The 15,038-nt window shown below is 63.3% G+C and carries 15 protein-coding genes; 3 read left to right on the forward strand and 12 right to left on the reverse strand.

Going from position 1 to position 15,038, the window contains the following annotated elements; genetic code table 11:
• Positions 1 to 21: 21 nt before the first annotated feature.
• From bioD to CI15_RS07350, 10 genes are all read right to left on the reverse strand, one after another.
• Entirely contained in the window at positions 22 to 762 is a 741-nt protein-coding gene (bioD, locus tag CI15_RS07305) for a dethiobiotin synthase (protein ID WP_062125652.1), read from the reverse strand.
• The gene (gene bioF / locus CI15_RS07310; RefSeq protein WP_062125654.1) at positions 759 to 1,943 is read right to left on the reverse strand and encodes an 8-amino-7-oxononanoate synthase; all 1,185 of its coding nucleotides are present in this window, start codon (positions 1,941 to 1,943) and stop codon (positions 759 to 761) included. Before bioF ends, bioD begins: the two co-directional genes overlap by 4 nt.
• Positions 1,943 to 3,304, reverse strand: a complete 1,362-nt coding sequence (bioA, locus tag CI15_RS07315) for an adenosylmethionine--8-amino-7-oxononanoate transaminase (protein ID WP_062125656.1) — start codon at positions 3,302 to 3,304, stop codon at positions 1,943 to 1,945. The genes bioF and bioA overlap by 1 nt, the downstream gene beginning before the upstream one ends.
• A gap of 457 nt (positions 3,305 to 3,761) precedes the next feature.
• Positions 3,762 to 5,069 (reverse strand): dienelactone hydrolase family protein, encoded by a 1,308-nt coding sequence (locus CI15_RS07320; RefSeq protein ID WP_062125658.1) that lies wholly within the window; start codon positions 5,067 to 5,069, stop codon positions 3,762 to 3,764.
• Positions 5,070 to 5,692: 623 nt separating this feature from the next.
• Positions 5,693 to 6,148 carry a YchJ family protein gene (locus tag CI15_RS07325; RefSeq protein ID WP_062125664.1) on the reverse strand — a complete coding sequence of 152 codons (456 nt, stop codon included), beginning with the start codon at positions 6,146 to 6,148 and terminating at the stop codon, positions 5,693 to 5,695.
• A 7-nt stretch (positions 6,149 to 6,155) separates the two neighbouring features.
• The gene (locus CI15_RS07330) at positions 6,156 to 7,286 is read right to left on the reverse strand and encodes an acyl-CoA dehydrogenase family protein (protein WP_062125666.1); all 1,131 of its coding nucleotides are present in this window, start codon (positions 7,284 to 7,286) and stop codon (positions 6,156 to 6,158) included.
• Between the two features lie 29 nt (positions 7,287 to 7,315).
• Positions 7,316 to 7,993 (reverse strand): SDR family oxidoreductase, encoded by a 678-nt coding sequence (locus CI15_RS07335; RefSeq protein WP_062126168.1) that lies wholly within the window; start codon positions 7,991 to 7,993, stop codon positions 7,316 to 7,318.
• Between the two features lie 28 nt (positions 7,994 to 8,021).
• Positions 8,022 to 9,230 (reverse strand): acetyl-CoA C-acetyltransferase, encoded by a 1,209-nt coding sequence (locus tag CI15_RS07340; protein WP_062125668.1) that lies wholly within the window; start codon positions 9,228 to 9,230, stop codon positions 8,022 to 8,024.
• Between the two features lie 72 nt (positions 9,231 to 9,302).
• On the reverse strand, positions 9,303 to 11,120 hold the full coding sequence (aceK, locus tag CI15_RS07345) for a bifunctional isocitrate dehydrogenase kinase/phosphatase (RefSeq protein WP_062125670.1): 1,818 nt from the start codon (positions 11,118 to 11,120) through the stop codon (positions 9,303 to 9,305).
• Positions 11,121 to 11,159: 39 nt separating this feature from the next.
• The gene (locus CI15_RS07350) at positions 11,160 to 11,564 is read right to left on the reverse strand and encodes a MerR family transcriptional regulator (RefSeq protein WP_062125672.1); all 405 of its coding nucleotides are present in this window, start codon (positions 11,562 to 11,564) and stop codon (positions 11,160 to 11,162) included.
• Between the two features lie 155 nt (positions 11,565 to 11,719).
• Between CI15_RS07350 and CI15_RS07355 the strand changes: the two genes are divergently transcribed.
• Positions 11,720 to 12,793, forward strand: a complete 1,074-nt coding sequence (locus CI15_RS07355; protein ID WP_062125674.1) for an MBL fold metallo-hydrolase — start codon at positions 11,720 to 11,722, stop codon at positions 12,791 to 12,793.
• Between the two features lie 60 nt (positions 12,794 to 12,853).
• Here CI15_RS07355 and CI15_RS07360 read toward each other — a convergent pair whose 3' ends face one another.
• Both CI15_RS07360 and CI15_RS07365 read right to left on the reverse strand, forming a co-directional pair.
• Positions 12,854 to 13,297 carry a lysozyme inhibitor LprI family protein gene (locus CI15_RS07360; RefSeq protein WP_062125676.1) on the reverse strand — a complete coding sequence of 148 codons (444 nt, stop codon included), beginning with the start codon at positions 13,295 to 13,297 and terminating at the stop codon, positions 12,854 to 12,856.
• Positions 13,285 to 14,100 carry a LysM peptidoglycan-binding domain-containing protein gene (locus CI15_RS07365; protein ID WP_420915849.1) on the reverse strand — a complete coding sequence of 272 codons (816 nt, stop codon included), beginning with the start codon at positions 14,098 to 14,100 and terminating at the stop codon, positions 13,285 to 13,287. Before CI15_RS07365 ends, CI15_RS07360 begins: the two co-directional genes overlap by 13 nt.
• A gap of 357 nt (positions 14,101 to 14,457) precedes the next feature.
• Here CI15_RS07365 and CI15_RS38175 point away from each other — a divergent pair, with 357 nt between their 5' ends.
• The gene (locus CI15_RS38175; protein ID WP_338152537.1) at positions 14,458 to 14,718 is read left to right on the forward strand and encodes a hypothetical protein; all 261 of its coding nucleotides are present in this window, start codon (positions 14,458 to 14,460) and stop codon (positions 14,716 to 14,718) included.
• The gene (locus tag CI15_RS38180) at positions 14,715 to 14,936 is read left to right on the forward strand and encodes a hypothetical protein (protein WP_338152538.1); all 222 of its coding nucleotides are present in this window, start codon (positions 14,715 to 14,717) and stop codon (positions 14,934 to 14,936) included. Before CI15_RS38175 ends, CI15_RS38180 begins: the two co-directional genes overlap by 4 nt.
• Positions 14,937 to 15,038: the final 102 nt, after the last annotated feature.

Below are 15,038 nucleotides of genomic sequence, written 5' to 3' on the forward strand. Positions count from 1 at the left end.
GTTCGGCGCTGCGGGGCAGCGCTATGCCGCGCACGCCAGGCGCAGCGTTTGCAGAAGCCGTCGAATGTCGAGCTGGTCCGCCGCGCGCTCCGGCGACAGCGGGCTGATGTGCGGCACGATGCCGAGCAACGGCGCGTCGTACGCTTGCGCGAGATGCGCGCGAATCGACGCGATGTTTTCGTCGGGGAAGGTCATGTCCGGGTCGATGCGATTCGCGACCCAGCCCGCGAGCGTGAGACCGCGCGCGGCGATCGCTTCGGCGGTCAGCAGCGCATGGCTGATGCAGCCCAGGCGCATGCCAACCACCAGCACGACCGGCAGCTTCAGCGCGACGGCGAGATCGGCGGTGTCCTGCGTCGCGGTCAAGGGCACGCGAAATCCGCCGACACCTTCGACCACGACGACATCGGCGAGCTTCAGCGCCTGGCGGTGGCACGCAACGATGTGCTCGAGATCGAACGAGACGTTCTCCAGCGCGGCCGCGATGTGCGGCGCGGCGGGTTCCTTCAGCAGATACGGCGTGCGCATGGCGGGCGGCAGCAGCACGCTCGACGCGGCATCGAGCTGATCCGCGTCCTCGTTGTGCAGCACGCCGTTGACTTCGAACGCGCCCGCCGCGATCGGCTTCATCGCGGCTGCCTGCAGGCCTTCGCGCACGAAGCCGCGCAATAGCGCCGAGGACACGAAGGTCTTGCCGATTTCCGTATCGGTGCCGGTGACGAACAGCGACAGCGCGCCGTCATCGTTAGTCATGTTGCTCATGCGGCGCGCGCTCCGACTTGTTGGAGGCCGGCTTCGAGCCGGTCGAGATCCGCCTGCGAGTGGGCGGCCGATAGCGAAATACGCAGGCGCGACGTGCCGGTCGGCACGGTCGGCGGACGGATCGCGGGCACCCACAACCCGGCGCGATCGAGCGACGCGGCGATCTCGAGCGTGGCATCGTTCGCGCCGATGATGAGCGGCTGCACGGCAGTGTGCGAATCGACGGGCAGCCACGGGGTTGCCTTCAGCATCGCGCGCGTGCGCTCGATCAGTTGCCGAAGATGCGCGCGGCGCGCATCGCCTTCCTCGCCACCGATGATGCGCAGGCTCGCCGACACCGCATGCGCGGCGGCCGGCACCGAAGCCGTCGTGAAGATATACGGACGCGCGCGCTGCACGAGCCATTCGATCACGGTCGCATGCGCGACGACGAAGGCGCCCGACACGCCGGCCGCCTTACCGAGCGTGCCGATCGAGATCAGATGCGGCGAGCGCAACGCGGCTTGCGCGATCGCGCCGCGGCCTTGCGGGCCGAGCACGCCGAAGCCGTGCGCATCGTCGACGATCAGCCAAGCGCCGTGCCGCTCCGCAAGCTCGAGAAGACGCGGCAGCGGTGCGATGTCGCCGTCCATACTGAACACCGTATCGGAGACGATCACCTTGACGTCCGCCTCCGACGCGTCGAGCATCGCGCTCAACGCATCCACGTCGCAGTGCGGATAGATCTGCACGTCGGCACGTGAGAGGCGCGCGCCGTCGATCAGCGACGCGTGATTGAGCGCGTCGGAGAACAGCGTCGTGCCGCGGCCCGCGAGCGCGGTCAGCGTCGCGAGATTCGCCATATAGCCGGTGCTGAAATACAAGGCGCGCGCATCGTCGACGAAGCCGCCGGCAAATTCAGCGAGATCGTCTTCGAGTTGCGCATGCGCGCGTGAATGGCCGCCAAGCAGATGCGAGCCACCGCTGCCCGCGCCATACAGGCGCGCGCCCTCGGCGATCGCGTCGATCAGTTGCGGATGCGCGGCGAGGCCCAGATAGTCGTTGCTCGCAAAGCCGATGATGTCACGGCCGTCCACCGTCATGTGCGCGGCGCACGGCGTGTCCGCGGTGCGGCGGCGGCGCTTCAGGCCGCGCGCGTCGAGTTCCTTGAGCCCTTCGGCGAGCGTGTCGAGCAGATGCATCAGCGGGCCTCCGCGAGCGTGGCGTCGAAGGTGTCGCGGGTGCGCTCGGCGAGCAGCGCGAGTTCTTCGTCAGCGAGGATGTAAGGCGGCATCAGGTACACCGTGGTGCCGATCGGGCGCAGCAAGAGTTCGCGCTGCAGCGCGTTTTCGAAGAAGCGGCGCGAGAATGTCCGGGCATGCTGAGGATCGTCGATCGCCGCGTCGAACGCGAAGATCGTGCCGCGCTGACGCAGATTGCGCACCTGCGCGTGTTCGGCGAGCGGTGCGAGCGCAGCTTCGAGCGTCGCCGATTTGCGTGCGTTGGCGGCGAGCACGTTCTCGCTCGCGAACAGATCGAGCGTCGCGAGCGCCGCGCGGCACGCGAGCGGATTGCCGGTGTACGAGTGCGAATGCAGGAAGCCGCGCGCGATGTCGTCGTGATAGAAGGCCGCGTAGATCTCGTCGCGCGACAGCACGATCGACAGCGGTAGATAGCCGCCGCTGATGCCTTTCGACAGACACAGGAAATCCGGCCACACGCCTGCCTGTTCGCACGCGAAGAACGTGCCGGTGCGGCCGCAGCCGACCGCGATTTCATCGGCGATCAGATGCACGCCGTACTGGTCGCACAATGCGCGCAATCCCGCGACGTACGACGTGTCGTGCATGGCCATGCCGGCCGCGCATTGCACGAGCGGCTCGACGATCAGCGCGGCGATGCGGTTTGCGCGCGCATCGAACAGCGCGCGCACATTGTCGAGCGCGCGGCGGGCGACGTCGGCGGCGGTTTCGCCCGCTTGCGCGAGCCGCGCATCGGGCGAGGCAACGACGTGCGCATGACGGATCAGCGGATCGTACGCGTCCTTGAACAACGCGACGTCGGTCACCCCGAGTGCGCCGATCGTCTCGCCGTGGTAGCTGTTGGCAATGCAGACGAACTCCTGCTTGTCGGCGTAGCCGCGATTGCGCCAGCTGTGGAAGCTCATCTTCAGCGCGATCTCGACCGCGGACGCGCCATCGGAGGCGAAGAACGCATGGCCGAGCGTGTTGCCGGTCAATGCGGAGAGACGTTCCGCGAGTTCGACGGCGGGCTCGTGGGTGCAGCCGGCGAGCATCGCGTGTTCGAGCGTATCGAGCTGATCTTTGAGCGCCGCGTTGATGCGCGGGTTCGCGTGGCCGAACAGATTGACCCACCACGAGCTGATCGCGTCGAGATAGCGATGACCCGCGCGATCGTACAGCCACGCGCCTTGACCGCGCGCGACAGGGATCAGGGGCAGACGCTCGTGGTGCTTCATCTGCGTGCACGGATGCCACACCGCGCGCAGACTGCGGGCGACCCAATCTTCAGGGGAGACTGGGGGAGCTGCTGACTTTTCCAAAGAGGTACTCCAAGGTGCTTTTTTGCCACGCATCGGTGAGGGCGTTTTTGATCCCTGCTTGGGAGGGCTTTCGCGATGTTCCGCAGACTTTTCCGGTCGCGGAAAACGCGCCTCGGCGAGTGCGCGGGGTCGAGATTAGCGGTTTATTTCGTCGCGCGCATCAGCGGCAAAATGGGCGTTTTTCGTGGCGGCGTCGAGGTTTGGCGCTGTTCGATGCAGCTCGTTCGACTTCGGGATGGAAGATCGCCAATCGACGGAGATAACGACGTCAAAGTAATGGGCTATTACTGGCGAGAATTTGCGGCGAAGGGGCGGGTTCGCGGGGGCGCGGGCGAATGGGTCGTTCGCGCGCTGGTTCGGCGCGAACGAATAAACGCTCAACGCCAAAGAAAAAGCCCGCCGATTCGGCGGGCTTGCGGCACATCAGAGCCAGGCGCGATTCGCGCTTATGCGTACTTCACTCCCGGCTCGCAATCGCGCGTCGGCCGTTGGCATCGGCATCGGCCGCATCGGCCGTCTGCGAGTTCTGGTTGCCCCACACGACCGCGTTATCGACCGCATACAGTCGGCACGGATCGGAGCTCTGCTTCTGGCAATTCGCCACCGCCACCGACATCGGATCGTCGCCGCCCTCGGCCCACGACCACGCGCCCGAATTCGATACCGCGAACGCGCGGCTCGGATACTGATGCAGGAAGTTGCGATAGCCATTGCGGCCTTCGCTGTCGAGGAACGGCACGGAATCGACGGCGTCGAGCGCGGCGAAGTCGGTCGCCTTCGGCGCGGCCGGGTCGGCGACGCGATACTGGACGGCCGTCGGCATGCCGGCGCGCGCGAGGAACGCTTCGACGGCCGGCCACCACACGTGCACGCCGTCGCGGTCGCCGACCAGCCGATGCGCGTCGTTCTTGTAGTTGCCGAAGTCGACCATCTTTTCGCTCGCGCCGTGCGCGCCATACGCTGCATACATGCTCGCGACGAGCGGCGCGTTCCACACCGAATCGTTATCGCCATACAGCCACAGCGATGGCACCGTCGTCTTCTCGCCATACGCGCCGAATGCGCGCGTCAGGTTGCCTTGCCAGTCCTCGCAGGCGTCCTGGCGCAGGCCGCCCGAGAAATTGATCAGCGCGCGCACGCCGGGCGCCGCTTCGGTGCCGTACGCGATCGTCGCGAGACCGCCGTGCGAGGTGCCGGCTACTGCGATGTGCGTCGCGTCGACATAAGGTTGCCTGGACATGTAATCGATCGTCGCGGCGACGTCGCCGGCCTGGCCGAGGCCATTGCGCTCGACGTCGCAGCCGTCCTGCTCGTACACGCCGTCGGAGTGGCCGAAGCCCTGGCGGTTCGGCGCGACGACCACGTAGCCGCGGCGCACGAATTCGCGCGCGAACGGCAGCGGGTCGCTACGTTCCTGGGTGCGCGGGTCGCCCGGGATCTTGCCATGGTTGAACACGATCATCGGGAACGGGCCTGGGCCGTCCGGTTTGTAGATCGTGGTTTCGAGCGTGACCGTGCCGGCGGCATCGACCGGCACGCGGATGATCTTTTCGTTCAGGTGCGCGGTGGGCAGGTAGGTGTCGTCGTCGAGCGCGAGGCGCGGGACGCGAGCGCGCGACAGCGGTCCCTGGGCGTCGCCGGGCGGCGTCGCGTTCTGTGCCGAATGCGACGAGTAGGCGAGCGGATCGGCGTGCGCAATCGCGACAGCACACGTGGCCGCGGCGCAGATCGCCGCACACTTTGTCAGAACCTTGCTCAACACCATTAACGCACCTGCCTGAAAGACCTGTCCTGAACTCCGTGCTGTCCGGTTGCGAGAAACGCGGCTGACATTCAGCTTTCGTTCGCGTTTTCGACACAAACAAACTCACTCGCGTAGGTGGCGCCGGAAGCGCACGCACGCAAATCGAGATCGCACGGGATGAACCCAACGGCCGACGCGACCCCACGCGTCGAGGATGAGCGTCACTCGATGCTGGCGGAGTCCGCGCGGCTCGCATTGATTCAGCGGCCGCTCAGGCTTCCTGAGCATGTTGCGGAGCGGGTATGACCTGCCCTCGCAATGTGACGTCATGAAACTACGGACTCATCCTGGCACGACAATTTTGTTTTGTGCAATCAAGGAGAACCCGCGACGAAAAAATTGCTGCATGTGCGAACGAGGCCTCAAAGCCTTGCGGGGAAAGAGCGGAAGACGTCTGGCGGGTAGTGACGAGTAAAGGTCGTGTAAGTGCTGTGGTGCGAGGCCAACAAAAAGAGCTGGCGTGAGAAGACGCAAAAAAGGCCCTGTACAAGGGCCTTTTATGAATCTGCTGGTGAGTTGATGAAAGTCGCGCGAAAGTTTCGAAGGGCAATGCAACGATTGCTTGACTATCGCTGGCCCTTCATTTACTCGCTGACGTCGCCATCGACATAACGCCAGCGACCATCCTCGCCGCGCTGAAAGCGACTCAACTCATGCAAACGATGCGCACGTCCCCCCACTTTGTAGCGGGCGATGAATTCGACGCTCGCGTGATCGGCATCGCTTTCGGCAAACGCTTTGATCTGGAGTCCGAGCCATCGCGGCGCGTCCGGCGCGGTAGGGTCGGCGTCGAGATCGGCGGGGCAGGTGCGGGCGTCCCACGTCGCGCGCAGATAGTCGGTTGCGCCGAGCACGTAGGCGCTATAACGCGAGCGCATCAGTTCCAGCGCACGCGGCGCCGCTTCGTTGCCGTCGATATAGCGTCCGCAGCATTGCGCGAAACGCGGCGCCTTGATCGCGGTGCCGCCGCGTGCGTCGGGCGTGGCGCCGCCGCACGGACAATCAACAGGTCTTTGCAGTGACAACAATGGCTTGATCATGGAAATTTCAGTTGAGCCCGCGAGCGATCAGAATCTTCTGGATGTCGCTCGTACCTTCGTAGATCTGGCACACGCGCACGTCGCGGTAAATCCGCTCGACCGGGAAGTCGCTCAGATAACCGTAGCCACCGTGAATCTGCAAGGCGGCCGAGCAGATCCGCTCAGCCGCTTCGGAGGCGAACAGCTTCGCCATCGCGGCTTCGGTCAGACACGGCTGGCCCGCGTCCTTCAGCGACGCCGCGTGCCAGATCAATTGCCGCGCGGCTTCGAGTTGCGTCGCCATGTCGGCGAGACGGAACTGTATCGCCTGGTGCGAGAACAGCGGCGCGCCGAAGCTCTCGCGCTCCTTTGCGTAAGTTAGCGCGGCTTCGAACGCGGCGCGCGCCATCCCAACGCTTTGCGCGGCAATACCGATGCGCCCGCCTTCCAGCCCCGACAGCGCGATCCGGTAGCCTTCGCCTTCTGCGCCGATCAGGTTGGCCGTCGGTACGCGGCAATCCTCGAACACGATCTGCGCGGTATCCGACGAATGCTGGCCGAGCTTGTCTTCGACGCGCGCGACCACGTAGCCCGGCGAGTTGGTGGGCACGATGAACGCGCTGATGCCGCGCTTGCCCGCGGCCTTGTCGGTGACGGCCATTACGATCGCGACGTCGCCGTTCTTGCCGCTCGTGATGAACTGCTTGACGCCGTTCAGCACGTAGGCGTCGCCGTCGCGCGTCGCGGTGGTGCGCAGCGCCGACGCATCCGAGCCCGCTTGCGGCTCGGTCAGGCAGAACGCGCCGAGCATCTCGCCGCGCGCGAGCGGCGTGAGCCAGTCGCGCTTCTGCGCGTCGTTGCCGTAAGTCAGCAGGATGCTGCACACCGGGCAGTTGTTCACCGAAATTGCGGTCGACGTGCCGCCGTCGCCGGCCGCGATTTCTTCGAGGATCAGCGCGAGCGCGAGCGCGTCCATGCCGGCGCCGCCATGCGCTTCGGGCACCAGCACGCCATAAGCGCCGAGCTCGGCGAGCTGCCGATGCACGTCGCGCGGAAAGGTGCGCTCGCGGTCCCATTGCGCCGCGTACGGCGTGATCGCTTCGCGCACGAAGGTGCGCAGCGCGTCGCGCACCATCAGGTGGTCCTGATCAAGCACCATGAATGTGTCTCCTTTGTCGACCTGGATGTCTACCAGTCGAGCTGCGTGCCGTCGTGCTGGAAGAAGCGGCCATGGAACGCATCGCGCGATGCCGCCGCCTGTGCCAGCACCTCGCGCATGCCGGCGACGCTGCGCGCCGGATCGAGTGCGGCCTGCGCGCCGCCCATGTCGGTGCGCACCCAGCCCGGATGCAACGACACGCAGGTCGCGCGCTGTGCGTCGAGCGCCGCGAGCTTCAGCACGCAGTTCAGCGCCGCCTTGCTCGCGCGATACAGCCAGCCGGTCGTGCCGCTCGCCTCGGCGATGCTGCCCATGCGACTCGAAATCACCGCGAGCACCCCGTCCGTTTCCTCGACGAGCGGCAGCAGGATCGGCAGCAACTGCATCGGGCCGCGCACGTTCGTGTGCATCACGTGATCGAAATCCTCGGCGGTGATCGTCTCGATGCCTTCGGTGCGCGGGCCGTACACGCCCGACACCAGGATGGCCGCATCGAGCCGTTCGCCGTCGAGCTTCCAGCCGAGCGCCGCGATCTCTTCGGGTGCGGTGACGTCGAGTGCGAACGTTTCGGCGCCGAGTTCGTTGAGCGCATCGAGCGCGGCGCCGTCGCGCGCGGTCGCGAGCACGCGCCAGCCGCTCTTCCTGTATTGCCGTACGAATTCCTGGCCGATGCCGCGCGACGCACCGACGATCAACACTGTTTTCATCGTCATCCTCGAAGTTTTTGCCGACGTGTCAGATCAGTTCGACACCCATTGCGGTCGCCTCGCCGCCGCCGATACACAGCGACGCGACGCCGCGCTTCAGACCGCGCTTTCTGAGCGCGCCGATCAGCGTGACGAGAATGCGCGCGCCCGAGGCGCCGATCGGATGGCCGAGCGCGCAGGCGCCGCCGTTCACGTTGACCTTGCCGTGCGGTAAATCGTGCTCTTTCATCGCCGCCATCGTGACGACCGCGAACGCTTCGTTGATCTCGTACAGATCGACGTCGCCGGCGCGCCAGCCGTTTTTCTCGAACAGCTTGCGGATCGCGCCGACCGGCGCGGTGGTGAACTTCGCGGGCTCCTGCGCGAACGTCGAATGACCGACGACGCGCGCGAGCGGCGTCACGCCCAGGCGCTTCGCGGTGGATTCGCGCATCATCACGAGCGCGGCCGCGCCGTCCGAGATCGACGACGAGTTCGCCGCCGTCACGGTGCCGGTCTTGCTGAACGCGGGCTTAAGCGTCGGGATCTTGTCGAGGTTGGCCTTGAACGGCTGCTCGTCGCGCGCGATCGTGACGTCGCCCTTACGGGCCGCCACGGTGACCGGCGCGATTTCCCAGTCGAACGAGCCGTCCTCGTTCGCGCGCTTCGCGCGGTTCAGCGATTCGATCGCGAATGCATCCTGCGCCTCGCGCGTGAAGTCGAACGAGGCTGCGCACTCTTCTGCGAAGGTGCCCATCAGACGGCCCTTCTCGTACGCTTCTTCGAGGCCGTCGTAGAACATGTGGTCGATCACCTGGCCGTGACCCATGCGCATGCCGCCGCGCGCTTTCGGCAGCAGATACGGCGCGTTCGTCATGCTCTCCATGCCGCCGGCGACGATCACGTCGAGCGAGCCCGCGGCCAGCATGTCGTGCGCGAACATCGCCGCGCGCATGCCGGAGCCGCACATCTTGTTGACCGTGGTGCAGCCGGTGGCGAGCGGCAGACCCGCCCCGAGCGCGGCCTGGCGCGCGGGCGCCTGGCCGAGCCCGGCGGGCAGCACGCAGCCCATCACCGCTTCGTCGATCTGCTCGGGCTTCAGACCCGCGCGCTCGACGGCCGCCTTGATCGCGACAGCGCCGAGCTGTGGTGCGGTCAGCGACGCGAAGTCGCCTTGAAAGGCCGCCATCGGCGTACGTGCCGCGCTGACGATCACGATCGGATCGGCTTGGATACCACTGTGGTTTGCGTCACTCATGTTCGAGCTCCTTGGTCATAGCTTGGGTGGCTACCGCAGCGCGCTGCCTGCTGCGAACCCTCGTGGGATTCATCAGGCCACGCGCACATCAGGTTCGTTCGTCTGCGCATCGGGTGCGTCGGCGAACCGCTCCGGATAACGCACGCAAAAGCGCACGCTCAGGTCGTACGGAAAAAAATCGGGCAACTCGCCCTGCAACAGATGATCCTTGTACCGCTGCCACAACGCAGGCTCGAAAAAGTCCGCGTGATGCCGCATGAACGAGCGGCGCACGCGCGGATCGCCGAGCAGGAACGTGCCATACGTCTCCGGAAAAATATCGTGCGGACCGACCGCGTACCACGGCTCGTCCGACATTTCGTCCTCCTCGTGGCGCGCCGGCGGCACCGCGCGCACGTTGCAGTCGGTCAGGTATTCGATCTCGTCGTAGTCGTAGAACACGACGCGGCCATGGCGCGTCACGCCGAAGTTCTTGTACAGCATGTCACCGGGGAAGATGTTCGCCTGGATCAGTTCCTTCACCGCGTTGCCGTATTCCTTGATGCCGTGCTCGACGTCGTCGTCGTTGCCGTTCTGCAGGAACAGGTTGAGCGGCACCATGCGTCGCTCGATGTACATATGGCGAATCACGAGGTTCTCGCCCTCGGATTCGATCAGCGACGGCACTTCCTTTTCGAGTTCGCGCAGCAGTGTTTCGTCGAGCCGCGCGAGCGGCAGCGCGACGCTCGAATATTCGAGCGTGTCGGCCATGCGGCCAAGCCGGTCGTGACGTTTGACCAGCTGATACTTCTGCTGGATCTGCGCGCGCGTGGTTTCCTTCGGCGGCGGGAAATTGTCTTTGATCAGCTTGAACACGTAGGGAAACGACGGCAACGTGAACACCAGCATCACGAGCCCCTTGATGCCGGGCGCGACGATGAAGCGGTCGCTCGAATGCTTCAGGTGATGCAGCAGATCGCGATAGAACAGATTCTTGCCCTGCTTCTGCAGACCCACCGACGTATAGATTTCCGCCTTCGGCTTGCCCGGCATGACCGTGCGCAGAAACTCGACATACGCGGACGGCACTTCCATGTCGACCAGAAAATACGAGTGCGCGAAGCTGAAGATGATCAGCAACTGCTCGCGCGTGAGGAGCACCGTGTCGAGCGCGAGCAGGCCAGGCTTGACGTGACGCAGCGCCACCGCGAACGGCAGCAGCGCGTCGCCGTTGATGATGCGGCCGACGATATACGCGGCCTTGTTGCGATAGAACAGCGAAGACAAGACGTGAATCTGGAAGTTAGGCGCTTCGTCGAACGTGCCGAACGCTTCGTGAATCGACTGCATCACGCAAGCGACGTCGCGCTGCAGATCCTCGAACGGCGGATCGAGTTGAAAGTTCGTGACGATCCGCTCGAGCGTCGCGGCGAATCCGTCCGTACCCGGGTAATACGCGCGATACGTCGGCTTCGCGGCCGGCTCGTCGTTCTCGAGGTATTCGGTCGAGATCGCCGGACGCACGAAAATGAAATCGTTGTTGAAGTACGAGCGGTGCAGAATCTTGCAGGAGACCGAATTGAAGAACGTCTCCGCGCATTCCGGCTGACGGTGCGTGGTCAAAAGGCCGATGTAGTGCAGCTTGATCTGTTGCCACACTTCGCTGTCGATGTTCTCCGCGTCGTACTCGTCTTCGAGCAGTTGCACGCATTCCTGCACGCGATCGTCGTACGACGTGATGCGCTCGCGCGCGAGCTTTTGCAGGCCGTGCCAGTCGCCGGCTTCGAACAGCGTCTTGGCATGGATCGCAGCGTCGCGAAAGATCCGGTAGTGACGGTCGAACCCTTCGAGCATCGTTTGCGCGACGTCGAAACCGATTTGCGACGATAACAGCTTGGGGAAGTGATTCATCACGCGCGCTCCGCGACCGCCGGTCAGAGTCAGGCCACTTCAGGCAGGCTTTGCGTCTTGCCTCGCGCCGTCGAGCAGCGCGCGCGCCTGCGCTTCATACTGTGCAAGATCTTCGAGCGTTGCGTTGAGATCCTCGCGCTGACGTTCGAGCACTTCACGATGACGCGCGACTGTTGCGAGAAACGCATGCAACTGCGACACGGTGTCGGTCGGCGATTCGTAGACATCGAGCAGGTCGCGGATCTCCGAGAGCGTGAAGCCAAGCCGTTTGCCGCGCAGCGTGAGCTTCAGACGCGTGCGGTCGCGGCCCGAATAGACGCGTCGCAAACCGCTCGAACCTTCGCGGCTCGGCGAGAGTAAACCCTGGTCTTCGTAAAAGCGGATCGCGCGTGGCGTGACGTCGAATTCGCGCGCGAGCTCGGTGATCGTGTATTGCGTATTCATCGGGACATCTCGTGGCCGCGTGGCCGGCACAAAACCGGATTGGACGATAGAATCGACGTTTACGTTATCGTCAACCTGAGCGGAAAGCAACCACAACCAGGCCGACCGGCATCGCACACCTCGCCATGCCGGAGAGTCGGAGGAAGACAGTCCCCATGAACGCACTCGAACATCAACTCCAATACCCCTTCAACGACACGATGCCCGAGTCGGGCCGCACGATGGAAGTCGCGCCCGGCGTGCTGTGGCTGCGCATGCCGCTGCCGTTCGCGCTCGACCATATCAACCTGTGGCTGCTGCGCGATGAAATCGACGGACAGCAAGGCTGGACCGTGGTCGATTGCGGCATCACGTCGGACGTGATCAAGGCGAATTGGGAGAGCGTGTTCGACTCGGCGCTCGACGGCCTGCCGGTGCTGCGCGTGATCGTCACGCATTGCCATCCCGATCACATCGGCCTTGCGCACTGGGTGTGCGGTGGCGGCGATAAAAAGCGCTGGGACGTGCGCCTGTGGATGACGCTCGGCGAATACATGCAGGCGCGCGTGATGGCGACCGGCGACGGCTCGAACGCCGGCGGCGAGGCCGCGGCACGGCACTTCGCGCGGCACGGTCTGAACGACGCCGACTCGCTCGACAAGCTGCGCAATCGCAAGAGCTACTACTCGAGCCTCGTGCCGGCGATCCCGGGGCAATACCGCCGTTTGCGCGAAGCCGAGGACGTGAGGATCGGCGGCAGGACGTGGCGCGTGGTGACGGGCTTCGGCCATTCGCCGGAACACTGTGCGCTGTATTGCACGGAAACCGGCACGCTGATTTCCGGCGACATGGTGTTGCCGCGCATTTCAACCAACGTGTCGGTGTTCGATATCGAGCCTGAGGGCTCGCCGCTCGAGCTGTATCTGGAATCGCTCGGCCGTTACGAGACGATGCCTGAAGATACGTTGGTGCTGCCGTCGCATGGCAAGCCGTTTCGTGGCGTGCGCACGCGCGTTCGTCAGCTGCGCGAGCATCACGACGCGCGGCTCGCCGAAGTGCGCGAAGCGTGCGCGCTGAAGCCGCACAGTGCCGCCGATATCGTGCCGCTGATGTTCAAGCGCCAGCTCGATATCCATCAGATGACGTTTGCGATGGGTGAGGCGCTCGCGCATTTGCATTTGCTGTGGCGGGCAGGGGACTTGAAGCGGACGCAAGATGCGGATGGGGTGATTCGGTTTGCGGCGGTGTGATCCTTTCGATTCGATCCGCTATGTGAGCGCACTCAGCGGCGCTGGGTGTGTTCATACGGACTACTTTAACGGCAAGTCAGAAGCAGCGTCGCGCAGTTGCTGGGCACGCCGGTTGTTGAGTTCCGCTACGCAAGCCAAACTGCGCACTTCGCGTGCACTGCCGGCTCCACCGCCACTTAGCGAAGCTGCGAATTCGCATTGAGTCTCGCGGTACTTGGCAAATTTCTTGTTTGATGCGACGAGTCTTGCCTTGGCCTGGTTCACGTATTTGTCGTCTTCATCCCATTTGGAGAGGGTGCCAGCCATCTTCTCCTCGGCCCGTCTGAGGGCCTTCTGACTGGCCTCTGCTTTTTCTGCCAGACAGTCCCGCATTCCCGCTTGCGAGAACGCGCTGCATTCCTCGCGCAAAGCCCGTTCGCTTGCCACCGGAGCAGTTGAGGCCGCAAGGGCCATCGTTGGCAGGCAGGCGGCCAGGCCGAAACAGATCCGCTTTATTGCTCGCATAGGGCCACCATTCCTTGACGCACCATTGACAATGCGTAATCAAGCTTCCTGGCGTAGTTGAGGTCACCGCCTCCGTTGTAACGCTGCGCTATCAATGTCGCGGAGAAGGGGCGCCAGCTTGCAATAGCGTTTTGAACTGAAGCTTTCCGGTACTTCAGCACTTGTCCGGGGCGTAGAACGGCGGCGGTGGGATTCAGATTTTTTAACGTGTCGATCGTGGTGCCCTGAGCCTTCGCCATCTTGTCGAGGCTGTCTCCTGGCCTGACGGCGATTTCGTAAACCTTGGGGTCAGCACCAAGTACGCTTCGGTACTTAAAATGTGCCATGCGCATGAGCAAATAACCAATACCAGCACGGATGTTATACGCCGGTATCGTTCTGACTGCGGATATTGTCAGCTGTCCTTTCCAGCCTGGTGGCAGAATCAGATCGCCGCCTTCTTTGCCCGAAAGTAGCGATGCTAATCCGGGATCGCCTGCAACCCCAATTCGCATCGGCTTGGCGTTCCACTGAGGATCATGGGGACCTGTTTCGACCCACAACATCGCCTTGATAAGCTGCCAGTCCAGGGGCACGTACCTGGAGGTGCCGCGAAGATGGCGGTTGTACTCATTGACTGTCATCCGGATCTCGCAGTCCCAAGAATTCCATTTGGCATCGCTTACAGCCTTGCTAACACCATCCTGCCACCGTTCAAAACCTGTCCTCGTTGGAGCTTGCATTGCCATAACCATTCCTTCTGTCAAAGTGTGGGCGGCTACTTTGCAAGCAATTATCAGCTCCTTGCCTGAGAAAAATTGCATTAGGAATCGGTCTCGCGGCCAAAGGCCCGAGATCACGTCGGAAAGAGGTTACGCAGTGTTATAGCGGTGTGCCAGGTTCTGAACTACCGCCTCAGTGCGTGTCGTGAGTTCATAGAATTCGCAAAGACAAGTGAAGAAAGATATTGAGACGATATATCGTCATGCATGAGCTGCTACGATCTTAACCTCGTCTTTAGCAATGAAAATTTCGGGGTACCGATGTTTTTCAGTCGGAGCAATATGCGCATAACTGAGGCGCGGAGATTCTCGCTGGCCTCTTGGTGGAGAGTGCTTGGCCTGCCAGTTTGGCTTGCCGGATGCAGCCTCGCGGCTGGACAACAGGGAAAGGATTCACAGATGACTCAACCGGACATGACTATGTGGCGGACCATCGACACGTTGGTGCAGCAAATTCCGTTCACTAAGGCGAAGGTCGAAAGCGTGCTTGCGACTCACCTTGTCGAGAGAGATAGCAACAAAGATCCAATTCAAAACACGGCATTCCAGTTTTATGTCGGCGGTCCTGCCAGGCTGGCAGACGGCGTATTGGTCGGTAAGGTCGATCTACGCATCCGCCACGATGGCGGGCATCCTGCTTTTCTCGCGCTTAGGAATTGAGCGGCGAATGCGTCACGCTGGCAATGGTCCGTGCGCATTACAGCAACCTCAAGATTACAGATACTCCGCGCGGGCGTTCACCGGACGAAACCACGGCATTCTCGGCCTTTCTACCGTGGGGAACCTTGTCCTTCGGTTTCGCCGAACGTAATCGTGATTGTCTCGAAGGCGTATCTCTCGATCCAAAGATCGCCGATGCAGACAGCGCGGTGAAGTAACGATAGATTGCCCTGGATTCGCAAGAGCTCTATTAATCTGAAACGCTGGAAATAAAAAAGCCGACCTGTGTGTCAAGGTCGGCTTCTCTTTTCCCGTTTTCA

Source organism: Paraburkholderia monticola, assembly GCF_001580545.1.
Classification (GTDB): domain Bacteria; phylum Pseudomonadota; class Gammaproteobacteria; order Burkholderiales; family Burkholderiaceae; genus Paraburkholderia; species Paraburkholderia monticola.

Bases quoted from the DNA above. Each gene is read 5' to 3' on its own strand.
- bioD (WP_062125652.1), bottom strand. From the start codon at position 762: ATGAGCAACATGACTAACGATGACGGCGCGCTGTCGCTGTTCGTCACC.
- bioF (WP_062125654.1), bottom strand. From the start codon at position 1,943: ATGCATCTGCTCGACACGCTCGCCGAAGGGCTCAAGGAACTCGACGCG.
- CI15_RS07320 (WP_062125658.1), bottom strand. From the start codon at position 5,069: ATGGTGTTGAGCAAGGTTCTGACAAAGTGTGCGGCGATCTGCGCCGCG.
- CI15_RS07325 (WP_062125664.1), bottom strand. From the start codon at position 6,148: ATGATCAAGCCATTGTTGTCACTGCAAAGACCTGTTGATTGTCCGTGC.
- CI15_RS07330 (WP_062125666.1), bottom strand. From the start codon at position 7,286: ATGGTGCTTGATCAGGACCACCTGATGGTGCGCGACGCGCTGCGCACC.
- CI15_RS07335 (WP_062126168.1), bottom strand. From the start codon at position 7,993: ATGAAAACAGTGTTGATCGTCGGTGCGTCGCGCGGCATCGGCCAGGAA.
- CI15_RS07340 (WP_062125668.1), bottom strand. From the start codon at position 9,230: ATGAGTGACGCAAACCACAGTGGTATCCAAGCCGATCCGATCGTGATC.
- aceK (WP_062125670.1), bottom strand. From the start codon at position 11,120: ATGAATCACTTCCCCAAGCTGTTATCGTCGCAAATCGGTTTCGACGTC.
- CI15_RS07350 (WP_062125672.1), bottom strand. From the start codon at position 11,564: ATGAATACGCAATACACGATCACCGAGCTCGCGCGCGAATTCGACGTC.
- CI15_RS07355 (WP_062125674.1), top strand. From the start codon at position 11,720: ATGAACGCACTCGAACATCAACTCCAATACCCCTTCAACGACACGATG.
- CI15_RS07360 (WP_062125676.1), bottom strand. From the start codon at position 13,297: ATGCGAGCAATAAAGCGGATCTGTTTCGGCCTGGCCGCCTGCCTGCCA.
- CI15_RS07365 (WP_420915849.1), bottom strand. From the start codon at position 14,100: ATGCAATTTTTCTCAGGCAAGGAGCTGATAATTGCTTGCAAAGTAGCC.
- CI15_RS38175 (WP_338152537.1), top strand. From the start codon at position 14,458: ATGACTCAACCGGACATGACTATGTGGCGGACCATCGACACGTTGGTG.